Source organism: Noviherbaspirillum suwonense (genome assembly GCF_900182955.1).
In the GTDB taxonomy this organism is placed as follows: Bacteria; Pseudomonadota; Gammaproteobacteria; order Burkholderiales; family Burkholderiaceae_D; genus Noviherbaspirillum_A; species Noviherbaspirillum_A suwonense.
The window spans coordinates 236,720-249,820 of sequence record NZ_FXUL01000003.1; the positions used below are offsets into that span (position 1 = coordinate 236,720).

A 13,101-nucleotide genomic window follows, 5' to 3' on the forward strand; every position below is an offset into this window, starting at 1 on the left:
GTTTAACGCTCGGTAATGATCGTTCCCATCATGACGTCATGTGCGTTCGCCGCAAACACCGCCTCGCATGCCGCATACGCAATCCCGACCGTGCGGGGCGGTGCTTCCACCGCCAGCGTGCGGTCGTAGTAACCGCCGCCATATCCCAGCCGGTAACCCTGGGCATTGAATCCCACGCAGGGTATCGCCAGCAATTCGGGTCGCACCGGGGCGCCGCGTTGGGCCGGCGCCATCACTCCGTGCGCGTCGGCCGCCAATGCATCGCCCGGCCGCCACGGATGGAACGCCAGCGGCGCGTCGCGGCCGACGACCACCGGCAGCGCCAGCCGTATCCCGCGGTCGGCAAGGAGGGAATAGACGCCGGTCAGGTCCGGCTCGCCCTGCGTGGGCCAGTAGAGGCCGATCGATGCCGCCGGGTTTTCCTCCAGCCAAGCGGCCAGCCGTTCCGCGATCGCCTTGTCCCGCCAGGCCTTCTCGTCCGGCGGCATTGCCCTGCGCATGGCGAGCAGCGTCTTCCGTAATTGATGCTTTTCCATCATGTTGTAAGCGATATTCGAACGTGATTCCCGCAGGCCAGATGGCCGATGGGGCGTGCTATTCTAGTCCACCCACCAAACGATCAAGAATAAGGCAGCAAACCGATGTTTCCGATGAAATGGACAGCCGGCCTGGCGCTCGCGTGCGCCGCAATCATGGTCCCCGCCGCCCACGCCCAGCAGCGCCCGCAACAGCAGCAATACAGCAGCGAGGACGACATGTTTGCCGCGCTGCGCGAAGCAGCGAAGGTTAACGATGTCCTCAGGACGTCCGACCTGGCTTCCCGGCTGGGCAATTATTCCATCCCTTCCTACATCGATTACTACCGCCTGAAGCCGCGCATGAAGGACCTGCCGGAGGCGGAAATCCGCGACTTCCTGCGCCGCTACGAGAACACGGCCATCGCCGACCGGCTGCGCAACGACTGGCTGCTGGAACTGGGCAAGGTGCGCGACTGGAGGACCTTCGACGAGCAATATCCGTTGTTCGCGCTGGACGACGATACGCAGGTCAAGTGCTATGCGCTGATGTCGAGGATCGATCGCGGCCAGAATGTCGCGGCCGAGGCGCGCTCGCTGCTGGTGTCGCCCAAGGACTATGGCGAAGCCTGCCCGGCGCTGGTGATGCGGCTCGCGGAAACCCGCCAGTTCACCGACGAGGAAGTCTGGAACCAGGTGCGGCTGGCGGCCGAATACAATTATCCCAACCTGATGCGCCGGCTGGCGCTGGCGACCGACGCGCCGGAAAACCTGGTGCAGCTGGCCTATGACAAGCCAGCCGCCGTGATCGCGAAGAGCGCCAGCGGCCCGCGCGCGGTGCATGAAGCCTTCCTGATCGCGGTGGGCCGGGTCGCGCGCGGCAACCTGGAACAGGCGGGCGCCGAAGTGCTGGGCGCATCGTCCTACCTGTCGCCCCGCGAAGTCGCCATCGGCTGGTCGATGGTGGCGATGCAGGCGGCGCAGAAGCTGCAGCCGGATGCGGTCGAGTACTGGAAGAAAACCCTGCCGGCGCCGCTGTCGCTCGACGGTTACCAGTGGCGGGTGCGCAGCGCGCTGCGCGCCGGCGACTGGGCGCTGGTCAGGAGCAGCATCGAGGCGATGCCGGCGTCGCTGAAGGACGACAGCGCCTGGGTCTACTGGCTGGGCCGGGCCTACAAGGCGCAGGGCCAGCGCGAGCAGGCGGACGAACGCTTCCAGTCGATCGCCGGGCTGACCAGCTTCTACGGCCAGCTCGCGCTGGAGGAACTGGGACAGAAGATCACGATACCGCCGCGCGCCGCCGCCCCGAGCGAGGACGACCTGGCCGCGATGGCGTCGAACCAGGGCTTCCGCCGGGCGTTCCGCTTCTTCGACCTGAACATGCGCTTCGAGGGTTACCGCGAGTGGAACTGGCAGCTGCGCAAGATGAGCGAGCGCCAGCTGCTGGCCGCGGCTGAATTCGCGCGCCGCAGCAATGTGCTGGACCGCATGGTCAACACCTCGGACCGCACGAAGACCGAGGTCGACTTCACCCAGCGCTTCCCGTCGCCGCACCATGACATCATGCATCCGGCCACGCGCGACCTGGGGCTGGACAAGGCCTGGGTCTACGGGCTGATCCGCCAGGAATCGCGCTTCGTGCAGGCCGCGCGCTCGCATGTCGGCGCCTCCGGGCTGATGCAGCTGATGCCGGGGACGGCGAAGGAAGTGGCGCGCAAGATCGGCCTGCTGGACTTCAGCCAGGCCCGCATCAACGATGTCGGCACCAACATCCTGCTGGGCACCAATTACCTGAACATGGTGCTGCAGTCGCTCGACAATTCGCAGCCGCTGGCGACCGCCGCCTACAACGCCGGTCCGGGCCGTCCGAAGGCCTGGCGCGCAACGCTGACGCGGCCGGTGGAAGGCGCGATCTTCGCCGAGACCATCCCGTTCGCGGAAACCCGCGGCTATGTGAAGAACGTGATGTCCAACGCGACCTACTACGCGGCCCTGTTCGAGAATGCGCCGCAGTCGCTCAAGGCCAGGCTGGGCACGATCACGCCCAAGGGTTATAACGGCAGTTCGAACGGAGATGCATTCTGATGGCTATCCTGCATGGTCCCTATTGCGCCAACGTGCTGGTGCTCGGCGGCAGCGGATTCATCGGCAGCCGCCTCGTTGCGCAACTGGCGTCGCAGGGACGCGGCATCGTCCTGCCGACCCGCCGCGCCATCAACGCCAGACATCTGCAGATGCTGCCGGGCGTCGACGTGGTCGAGGCCGATATCCATGACGAGGCCGCGCTGGCGCAGCTGATGCGCGGCGTCGATGCGGTGATCAACCTGGTCGGCGTGCTGCACTCGCGCCGCGGCAGGAGCGGCACCGCCTACGGACCGGACTTCGAGCGCGCCCATGTCGAGCTGCCGCGCAAGGTGGCGGCGGCCTGCGTCCGGGCCGGCGTGCGCCGCAGCCTGCACATGAGCGCGCTGGGCGCGTCGCCGGACGGGCCGTCGATGTACCTGCGCTCGAAGGCGGCCGGCGAGGCGGCGGCGCTGTCCCAGCCGGGGCTGGCGGTCACGATCTTCCGGCCCTCGGTGGTGTTCGGCGAGGGCGACAGTTTCCTCAACCTGTTCGCGTCGCTGCAGAAGATCCTGCCGGTGGTGGCGATCGGCGGCGCCGACGCCCGCTTCCAGCCGGTGTATGTCGAGGACGTGGTGCATGCGTTCGTCGCCGCGCTGGAAGACCAGGCGACGATCGGCCAGGTCGTCGAGCTGGTCGGCCCCAAGGTCTACACGCTGCGCGAGCTGGTGCAGCTGGCGGGCCGCTACAGCGGCCATCCGCGCCCGGTGTTCGGCTTGCCGCCGGCGCTGGCGCGGATGCAGGCCTGGTTCCTCGAGCATGCGCCGGGCGGACCCCTGATGAGCCGCGACAACCTCGACTCGATGCAAACCGATAATGTCGGTTCCCCCGGCGCCGTGCCGATGCCGACCGCGCCGGAAGACATCGCCCCGTTCTACCTGGGCGACCAGCCGTCGCCGACAGGCTACGACCATACCCGCCGGCGCGGCTGACCCGGCCGCCTTCCCGCATTCCCGCCTTACACCCGGATATCCTGCCATGCAATCAACCATACTCGACCCGACGCTTTCCGAAACCCTCGCCAGCGCCGAGCACTCCGGCTACAAGCTGGTGATCGCCAACAAGAATTATTCTTCGTGGTCGATGCGGCCGTGGGTCGCGATGACCGCCTTCGGCATCCCGTTCCAGGAAATCCGCATCCCGCTGGACCAGCCGGAAACCGGCAACAAGATCGCGATGTACTCCAGTTCCGGCCGGGTGCCGGTGCTGGTCACCCGTGAAACCACGATCTGGGACTCGCTGGCCATCTGCGAATACCTCGCCGAGCAGTTCCAGGAAAAGAACATGTGGCCGCAGGACATGGTCGCGCGGGCGCTGGCGCGCAGCATCTGCGCCGAGATGCATTCGGGTTTCACCGGCCTGCGCAATGCGATGACGATGAACATCCGCGCCCGGCTGCCGGGCCGGGGCCGCTCGCCGGAAGCGCAGGGCGACATCGGCCGCATCTGCGAAATCTGGGAAACCTGCCTGTCCAATTTCGGCCATCACCAGTTCCTGTTCGGCGACTTCTCGATTGCCGACGCGTATTACGCGCCGGTCGTGACCCGCTTCCAGACCTACGGCGTGTTCCTGGCGCCGGCGCTGCAGGCCTATGCCGACCGGGTGCGCGAACATCCGGCGGTGGCGCAATGGATGCGCGAGGCCGAGGCGGAAACCGAAGTCGTCGAGCGCTTCGAGGACTGGCCAGAGTAAGGGGCGGGCTGCATATGAAAACCTTCGTGGTGGGCGGAGCGGTGCGCGACCGGCTGCTCGGGTTGCCGGTCCAGGATCGCGACCACGTGGTCATCGGCGCCACGCCCGAACAGATGCTGGCCCAGGGCTTCCGCCCGGTCGGCAAGGACTTCCCGGTGTTCCTGCATCCCAAAACCAGCGAGGAATACGCGCTGGCCCGCACCGAGCGCAAGACGGCGCCCGGCTACAGGGGATTCCTGTTCCACGCGGCGCCCGACGTGACGCTGGAAGAAGACCTGGTGCGGCGCGACCTGACCATCAATGCGATTGCCGAAACCGAGGACGGCACGCTGATCGACCCGTTCGGCGGCCAGCATGACCTGGAAGCGCGGGTGTTTCGCCACGTGTCGGACGCCTTTGCCGAAGACCCGGTGCGCATCCTGCGCCTGGCCCGGTTTGCCGCCCGCTTCGCCGACTTTACCGTCGCGCCTGAAACCGAGGCGCTGATGCGCGCGATGGTGCTGGCCGGCGAGGTCGATGCGCTGGTGCCGGAACGGGTCTGGCAGGAACTGTCGCGCGGGCTGATGGAGCGGGCGCCGTCGCGGATGTTCGAGGTGCTGCGCGGCTGCGGCGCGCTGGCCCGCATCCTGCCGGAACTCGACCAGCTGTGGGGCGTGCCGCAGCCGCCCCAGCATCATCCGGAAGTCGACACCGGCGTGCACGTGATGATGGTGGTCGACATGGCCGCGCGCATTGGCGGCACGCTGCCCGTGCGCTTCGCCGCGCTGATGCATGACCTCGGCAAGGGCGCCACGCCGCCGTCCGAATGGCCGCGCCATTATGGCCACGAGGCGCGCAGCGTCGAACTGGCGGAAGCGGTCTGCCACCGGCTGAAAATACCCAACGACTGCCGCGAACTGGCGCTGATGGCCGCACGCGAGCATGGCAACGTGCAGCGCGCGCAGGAACTGCGGCCGGCCACTATCGTGAAGATGCTGGAGCGCTGCGACGCCTTCCGCAAGCCGCAGCGCTTCGTCGACATGCTGCAGGTTGCCGAATGCGACCATCGCGGCCGCATGGGGCTGGAGGAACGGCCGTTTCCGCAGATGCAGCTGCTGCAGAAGGCGATGGAAGCGGCGCGGTCGGTCAACGCCGGCGCCATTGCCCAGTCAGTCGCGAAAAGCCATCCGGACCAGCCATCCCGGATAACGGAAGCGATACACCAGGCCCGGATTGCTGCAGTTGCACTATGCGTCAAAGAAACAACATTTTAAATGTATTGCCCTAAAAGAACGTATCTCCGGCCTTATTTCACTAATTTCTACTCAAACTTTCACTATCTCGCCCCAACTCCTTTGAGTACAAACAAAACTGCTCGTATTAGAGAGCGGATTCCAGCATTTTTCGCACACATGTCCTAGAATGAGTTGTGCGTTGCAGCATGCTGCGACCGTCTGGAGCAAACAATGAATTTACTGAGTAATGCCTTATCCCGTCTGGCCGTGCGCGATCCCGAGGAAGGACCGGAGAAGTTTCCGGTGCGCGTCAAGGCGCTCTCGGAACGGGACCGCCGCCGCCTGCTGATGCACTTCCTTGCGCTCAACGAGTCGGACCGGCTTTTGCGTTTCGGCACGGTGCTGCCGGATGAATTGCTGACCCGTTATGTGCAGAAGCTGAATTTTTCGCGCGATACGGTGTTCGGCGTCTATGACAACCGGTTCAAGCTGATGGGCGTGGGCCACCTGGCCTTCGCCCCGCGCGAAGCGCTGCCGGCGGTGCGCGATGCGACGACCAAGGAGCGGGTGGCCGAATTCGGCGTGTCGGTCTCGTCCGAGGCGCGCGGCATGGGCATAGGCACCAAGCTGTTCCAGCGCGCCGCCATCCACTGCCGCAACGCGGATGTCGATACGCTCTACATGCATTGCCTGTCTTCCAACCGCACGATGATGCATATCGCCAAGAAAGCCGGCATGGCGATCGAGCGCTCCTACGGCGAGGCGGATGCCTACCTGAAACTGGCGCCGCCCAGCCCGGCCACCGTGATGCAGGAAGCGGTCGAGGAACAGGTGGCGATGCTCGATTACACGCTGAAAGCCAATGCCCGCGCCGCTTCCAAGTGGCTGTCGAGCCTGACCAAGGAACATTGAGCGCGGTCGGCGCCGGCCAGGGTGACGCGACCGTTGTCCCGGCCGGCCGCCCGCTCAGCCCAGCGGCAGTGCCGTCGTCTCCTTCACCTGCTGCAGCGCAAAGCTCGACCTGACGTCCAGCACCGCCGGATGCCGCAGCAGCGTGTCCATCATGAAGCGGGAAAAATGCTCCATGTCCTCGACATGCACCCGGAGCAGGTAATCCATGTCGCCGGTCATCGCATGGCAGGCAATCACTTCCGGCCAGTGCATGACCGCGGCCGCGAAGGCCGCGCGTGACGAGGTCGCGGAACGGGCGCCGCCCTCGCCGTGTTTTTCCAGCCGCACGTTGACATAGGCCAGCAGGCCCAGCCCGAGCTTGTCAGCGTCCAGCAGCGCCACGTATTTGCGGATCACGCCGGCCTGTTCGAGCCGCCGTATGCGCCGCAGGCAGGGCGACGGCGACAGGCTGACCTGCTCGGCCACCTCCTGGTTGCTGAGCCGCCCGTTCTCCTGCATCACCGCCAGAATCCGCCTGTCCATCTTGTCCAGTTCAATCCGCGCCATAATCTGCCCCAGATAATCGTATCGACGCAATATTATTGCGCAAGGCCGGCAAACACCAGGCGGGATTGCAATTTAATGCCAGCCACTCCTGCCTATACTGTTCGCTAGTCAATCAAGGAGAAAAGCATGGAGATGCAGACCTGGGACAATCCGATGGGAACCGACGGCTTCGAATTCGTCGAATATGCGGCGCCGGACCCGAAGGCGCTGGGCGCGCTGTTCGAGACCATGGGCTTCACCGCCATCGCCCGCCACCGCCACAAGGATGTCACGCTGTATCGCCAGGGCGACATCAACTTCATCATCAATGCCGAGCAGGATTCCTTTGCGCAGCGCTTCGCGCGCCAGCATGGCCCGTCGGTCTGCGCAATCGCCATCCGCGTCAACGACGCTGCCTATGCGTACAAGCGGGCGCTGGAACTCGGCGCCTGGGGTTTCGACAACCGCACCGGCCCGATGGAACTCAACATCCCGGCGATCAAGGGCGTCGGCGATTCGCTGATCTATTTCGTCGACCGCTGGCGCGGCAAGAATGCCGCCAGCGGCGTGCCGGCGGGGGCGATCGGCGACATCAGCATCTACGACGTCGACTTCGTCGCGATACCCGGCGCCAATGCGCAGCCGCGAGGCGTCGGCCTGACCTATATCGACCACCTGACGCACAACGTGCATCGCGGCCGCATGAAGGAACTGGCGTCGTTCTATGAAACGCTGTTCAACTTCCGCGAAATCCGCTACTTCGACATCGAGGGCAGGCTGACCGGCCTGAAGTCCAAGGCGATGACCTCGCCCTGCGGCAAGATCCGCATTCCCATCAACGAGTCGTCGGATGACAAATCGCAAATTGCCGAGTATCTCGATGCCTATCATGGCGAGGGCATCCAGCACATTGCGCTGGGGACAGACGATATCTACGGCGCGGTCGCCGCGATGAAGGACAGGAACGTGGGCTTCCAGGACACGATAGAAACCTATTACGACCTGGTCGACCGCCGCCTGCCCGGCCATGGCGAAAACCTGGACGAGCTCAAGCGCCTGCGCATCCTGATCGACGGCAGCAAGGCATCGACGCAGGCCGAGCCGGGGCAGGAGGCGCAGAAGGAACTGCTGCTGCAGATCTTCACGCAGAACGTGATCGGCCCGATCTTCTTCGAGATCATCCAGCGCAAGGGCGACCAGGGTTTCGGCGAGGGCAATTTCCGCGCGCTGTTCGAGTCGATCGAACTCGACCAGGTGCGGCGCGGGGTCATCAAGGACGACAGCACGAGCACACAACCATGAACACAGAACTCGATCCGGCAGGACAGGCGGCATTCCTCGAAGCGGTGGCGGAGAAATCCGGCAGCGGCGCATTGCGCGGCGACTATACCCACGCCGACGCGCAGTACGTGGTGCGGCAGGACTGGAATGCCTATACGCCGGACGAGCATGCATTGTGGCGGCGGCTGTATGCGCGGCAGGCGAAGCTGCTGCCGGGCCGGGCGGCGGACGTGTACATCGAGGGCTTGGCGAAGCTGGAAGCCGAGGACGGCATACCGCGTTTCGACCAGGTGTCCGAAAAGCTGCATGCGGCCACCGGCTGGCGGCTGGTGGCCGTGCCGGGCCTGGTCCCGGACCAGACGTTCTTCGAACACCTGGCGGCGCGCCGCTTCCCGGTGACAGTCTGGCTTCGCACGCCCGCGGAAGTCGACTACATCGTCGAGCCGGACATCTTCCACGACTTTTTCGGGCACGTGCCGCTGCTGTTCAACCCGGTGTTCGCCGACCACCTGCAGGAGTACGGCAAGGGCGGCCTGAAGGCCATGCCGCTGGGCGGACTGCCTTACCTGGCAAGGCTTTACTGGTACACGATCGAATTCGGCCTGATGGAAACCGCGCAGGGCCTGCGGGCGTACGGCGCCGGCATCCTGTCCTCGGGCGGGGAAATCGAGCACTGCCTGACCAGCCCGAAACCGCGCCGCATCGCCTTCGATGTGGAACGGGTGATGCGCACGCTCTACCGTATCGACGACTACCAGGACACGTATTTCGTGATCCGCGATTTCGAACAGCTGTTCCAGGAAACTGCGCCCGATTTCACACCCATCTATGCCCGCCTGTCGCAACAGGCGCCGTACCCGGCCAACACGCTGCTGCCGGGCGAAAAGCACTGGAAAGTTGATTAAACAAGTACGGTAGCAATTCATTAATCGCCTTAACGGGCGATATGTTAATGTTTAAGCCAGGTCGAACAAGATGGCCCGCCCACAAGGTGGGTTGTCGGCCGCGAGAAGTCGCACCCCAAAGACACAATTTTTGGCATGGAGACAGTATGAACGCACCATTACCACCCGATCGGCAATCGCCGGCCGGTCCGATATCCCTCGACGACAAATACACGCTGGAGCGCGGCCGGGCCTTCCTGACCGGCACCCAGGCGCTGATCCGCCTGCCGATGCAGCAGCGCATCCGCGACGCCCATGCCGGCCTCAACACGGCCGGCTTCGTGACCGGTTATCGCGGCTCGCCGCTGGGCAGCGTCGACCAGACCGCGATGAAGGCGAAGAAATACCTGGACGCGCAGCATGTGCGCTTCCATCCGGGCGTCAACGAAGACCTGGCCGCCACCAGCATCTGGGGCACGCAGCAGGTCAACCTGTTCGAGGGCGCGCTGTACGACGGCGTGTTCGGCATGTGGTACGGCAAGGGGCCGGGCGTGGACCGCTGCGGCGACGTCTTCAAGCATGCGAACATGGCCGGCACCAGCGCCCATGGCGGCGTGCTGGTGCTGGCCGGCGACGACCATGCGGCGAAGTCGTCCACCACCGCGCACCAGAGCGAGCACATCCTGAAAGCCTGCGGCATCCCGGTGCTGTATCCGTCCACTGTGCAGGAATACCTGGACTACGGCCTGCATGGCTGGGCGATGAGCCGCTACACCGGGCTGTGGGTGGCGATGAAGTGCGTGACCGACATCGTCGAGTCGGGCGCCGCGGTCGACCTCGACCCGGACCGTGTGCAGATCGTGCTGCCGCAGGATTTCCAGCTGCCGGCGGGCGGGCTCAACATCCGCTGGCCGGACGCGGTGCTGGAGCAGGAAGCGCGGATGAGCAACTACAAGTGGTACGCGGCGCTGGCCTATGCCCGCGCCAACAAGTTGAACCGCATCGTCTGGGACAGCCCGCGCGCCCGGATCGGCATCATCACCGCCGGCAAGTCCTACCTCGACACGCGGCAGGCGCTGGCCGACCTCGGCATCGACGAGACGGTGGCGCGCGACATCGGCATCCGCCTCTACAAGGTCGGCATGACCTGGCCGCTGGAAGCCGAAGGCGTGCGCGAATTCGCGCAGGGGCTGGAGGAAATCCTGGTGGTCGAAGAGAAGCGCCAGATCCTCGAATACCAGCTGAAGGAAGAGCTGTACAACTGGCGCGACGACGTCCGTCCGCGCGTGGTGGGCAAGTTCGACGACACCGGCGAGTGGAGCAACAAGCACCAGGCCGGGCACGGCGAATGGCTGCTGCCGGCAACCTATGAACTGAACCCGGCGCAGATTGCGCGGGCGATCGCCAGCCGCATCTCGCGCTACTTCGCCGGCCATCCGATCGAGGCGCGGGTGCGCGAGCGCATCGCCTACCTGGAGGCCAAGGAAGCGGTGCTGAAGGTCAGCGCGCCCGACCCGGCCAAGGACCGCATCCCGCATTTCTGCTCGGGCTGCCCGCACAACACCTCGACCAGGGTGCCCGAAGGCAGCCGCGCGCTGGCCGGCATCGGCTGCCACTACATGGCGCTATGGATGGACCGCGAAACCGCGACCTTCACCCACATGGGCGCGGAAGGCGCGACCTGGATAGGCGCGGCGCCGTTCACCAGCGAGAAGCACGTGTTCTCCAACCTCGGCGACGGCACCTACTACCACTCGGGCCTGTTGGCGATACGGGCGGCGGTGGCAGGCAAGGTCAACATCACCTACAAGATCCTGTACAACGACGCCGTGGCGATGACCGGCGGCCAGACGGTGGATGGCCCGATCGACCCGGCGATGATCTCGCGCCAGATCGCGGCCGAAGGCGTGCACCCGATCATCGTGGTGACCGACGAGCCGGACAAGTACCCGGCCGGCGTCGACTGGGCGCCGGGCGTGACGATACGCCACCGCAGCGAACTCGACGCGGTGCAGCGCGAACTGCGCGAGGTGCAGGGCGTCTCGGCAATGATCTACGACCAGACCTGCGCGTCGGAGAAGCGCCGCCGCCGCAAGCGCAACGAGTACCCGGACCCGGCCAAGCGTGTGGTCATCAACGAGGCGGTCTGCGAAGGCTGCGGCGACTGCAGCGTGCAGTCCAACTGCCTGTCGGTGGAGCCGCTGGAAACCGAGTTCGGCCGCAAGCGCCAGATCAACCAGTCCTCGTGCAACAAGGACTATTCCTGCGTCAACGGCTTTTGCCCGAGCTTCGTGACGGTCGAGGGCGGCCAGCTCAGGAAGCCGAAGAAGGCCGCCGTTGCCGAGGCCGGCAAGCCGATGCCGGCGCAGGCCAGCCTGCCGACGCCGGCGCTGCCGGGCACGCAGGAGCCGTACGGCATCCTGGTCACCGGCATCGGCGGCACCGGCGTGGTGACGGTCGGCCAGATCCTGGCGATGGCCGCGCACGTCGAAGGCAAGGGCTGCTCGGTGCTGGACATGAGCGGCCTGGCGCAGAAGGGCGGGCCGGTGCTGTCGCACGTGCGCCTGGCCGACCACCCGGAGCAAATCTTTTCGACCCGCGTGGGCACCGGCGCCGCCGACCTCGTCATCGGCTGCGATGAAATCGTGACCGCCGGCCGCGACGCGCTGTCGCGCATGGGCGAGGGCCGCACCCACGCGGTGATCAACGCGACCGGCACGCCGACCGCCGCCTTCGTCCGCAACCCGGACTGGCAGTTCCCCGAAGCCGGCGCGCAGCAGGACATCAACCGCGCCTGCGGCGCCGGCCAGGCCGAGTTCGTCGACGCCGGCCGCATCGCGACCGCGCTGATGGGCGACACCATCGCCACCAACATGTTCATGCTGGGCTATGCGTGGCAAAAAGGCTGGGTGCCGCTGGCCGAGGCGTCGGTGCTGAAGGCCATCGAGCTCAATGGCGTGTCGGTCGCCTTCAACACCCAGGCATTTGCCTGGGGCCGGGTCGCCGCGCATGACCTTGCAGCGGTGGAAAAGCTGGCCCGCGCCAGCGCACCGGCCCAGGTGATCGAGTTCAAGCGCGCGCCCGGCCTGGACGACGTGATCACCCGTCGCGTCGCCTTCCTGACCGGCTACCAGAATGCCGCCTATGCGGCGCAGTACACCGACCTCGTTGCGAAGGTGCGGCAGGCCGAGAGCGCCGTGGTCGAGGCAGGCAAGCCCCTGCGCCTGACCGAGACGGTGGCGCGCTACTACTTCAAGCTGATGGCCTACAAGGACGAGTACGAAGTGGCGCGCCTGCATTCGGACCCGGCGTTCGCGCAGAAGATCGCCGGCATGTTCGAAGGCGACTACAAGGTGAAATTCCACCTGGCGCCGCCGCTGCTGGCCAGGCGCGACAGCAAGGGCCACCTGGTCAAGCGGGAATTCGGGCCATGGATGATGGGCGCGTTCCGTATTCTGGCGCGGCTGCGGGGCCTGCGGGGGAGCGCGCTCGATGTGTTCGGGTATACCGCCGAGCGGCGGACCGAGCGGGAGCTGATCGGGCATTATCGCGACACGCTGCTGGGTGTGCTGCCGCGGCTGTCTTCGGACAATCTGGCGCAGATGATTGCGCTGGCGGCGGTGCCGGAGGATATACGGGGATATGGGCATGTGAAGGAGCGGCACCTGCTTGCTGCGCGGGCGAAGGAGGCGGCGTTGCTGGCGGCCTTGCGGGGGGAGAAGGTGGAGGAGCTTCATGCCGCATGAGCGGGGACCTGATCAGGCCTGATTGAGGTTTGATCGGGTTGGTGGTTTCGGCGGGGGCAGGGGAAAATTGCATCCTGATGCAGTTGCGACTGGCCCCGCGCAGCGACAGTTGCGGTTGCAGTTGCCGTTGCTTGTGAAGTGGCAGTTGCCGTTGCCGTTGCAGTGAATCCCCGTTAGATGGCGACGCGTCGCCAGCGCCTGAAACGGATAA

The 13,101-nt window shown here is 65.7% G+C and carries 10 protein-coding genes; 8 read left to right on the forward strand and 2 right to left on the reverse strand.

The window, feature by feature from the left end:
- Positions 1 to 2: 2 nt before the first annotated feature.
- Complete coding sequence (locus QOL82_RS06745; protein ID WP_430438452.1) at positions 3 to 572, reverse strand: 5-formyltetrahydrofolate cyclo-ligase; 570 nt, start codon at positions 570 to 572, stop codon at positions 3 to 5.
- A 69-nt stretch (positions 573 to 641) separates the two neighbouring features.
- Between QOL82_RS06745 and QOL82_RS06750 the strand changes: the two genes are divergently transcribed.
- From QOL82_RS06750 to QOL82_RS06770, 5 genes are all read left to right on the forward strand, one after another.
- Positions 642 to 2,600, forward strand: coding sequence for a lytic transglycosylase domain-containing protein (locus QOL82_RS06750; RefSeq protein WP_283441481.1), 1,959 nt, complete (start codon positions 642 to 644; stop codon positions 2,598 to 2,600).
- Positions 2,600 to 3,568 carry a complex I NDUFA9 subunit family protein gene (locus QOL82_RS06755; RefSeq protein WP_283441482.1) on the forward strand — a complete coding sequence of 323 codons (969 nt, stop codon included), beginning with the start codon at positions 2,600 to 2,602 and terminating at the stop codon, positions 3,566 to 3,568. The genes QOL82_RS06750 and QOL82_RS06755 overlap by 1 nt, the downstream gene beginning before the upstream one ends.
- Positions 3,569 to 3,614: 46 nt before the next feature.
- Positions 3,615 to 4,328: a glutathione S-transferase family protein gene (locus tag QOL82_RS06760; protein ID WP_283441483.1), complete on the forward strand. Its 714-nt coding sequence runs from the start codon at positions 3,615 to 3,617 to the stop codon at positions 4,326 to 4,328.
- 14 nt (positions 4,329 to 4,342) lie between these two features.
- Positions 4,343 to 5,581, forward strand: a complete 1,239-nt coding sequence (locus QOL82_RS06765; RefSeq protein ID WP_283441484.1) for a multifunctional CCA addition/repair protein — start codon at positions 4,343 to 4,345, stop codon at positions 5,579 to 5,581.
- A 192-nt stretch (positions 5,582 to 5,773) separates the two neighbouring features.
- Complete coding sequence (locus QOL82_RS06770) at positions 5,774 to 6,454, forward strand: GNAT family N-acetyltransferase (protein ID WP_283441485.1); 681 nt, start codon at positions 5,774 to 5,776, stop codon at positions 6,452 to 6,454.
- A gap of 54 nt (positions 6,455 to 6,508) precedes the next feature.
- Here the strand turns inward: QOL82_RS06770 and QOL82_RS06775 are convergent, their stop codons facing one another.
- Positions 6,509 to 7,000 carry an Lrp/AsnC family transcriptional regulator gene (locus QOL82_RS06775; RefSeq protein ID WP_283441486.1) on the reverse strand — a complete coding sequence of 164 codons (492 nt, stop codon included), beginning with the start codon at positions 6,998 to 7,000 and terminating at the stop codon, positions 6,509 to 6,511.
- 126 nt (positions 7,001 to 7,126) lie between these two features.
- On the opposite strand from QOL82_RS06775, the gene hppD reads away from it, so the two are divergent.
- The 3 genes from hppD to QOL82_RS06790 all read left to right on the forward strand — a co-directional run bounded on the left by hppD (position 7,127) and on the right by QOL82_RS06790 (position 12,890).
- On the forward strand, positions 7,127 to 8,281 hold the full coding sequence (gene hppD, locus QOL82_RS06780) for a 4-hydroxyphenylpyruvate dioxygenase (protein WP_283441487.1): 1,155 nt from the start codon (positions 7,127 to 7,129) through the stop codon (positions 8,279 to 8,281).
- On the forward strand, positions 8,278 to 9,165 hold the full coding sequence (gene phhA, locus QOL82_RS06785; protein WP_283441488.1) for a phenylalanine 4-monooxygenase: 888 nt from the start codon (positions 8,278 to 8,280) through the stop codon (positions 9,163 to 9,165). The genes hppD and phhA overlap by 4 nt, the downstream gene beginning before the upstream one ends.
- 146 nt (positions 9,166 to 9,311) lie before the next feature.
- Complete coding sequence (locus tag QOL82_RS06790; RefSeq protein WP_283441489.1) at positions 9,312 to 12,890, forward strand: indolepyruvate ferredoxin oxidoreductase family protein; 3,579 nt, start codon at positions 9,312 to 9,314, stop codon at positions 12,888 to 12,890.
- Positions 12,891 to 13,101: the final 211 nt, after the last annotated feature.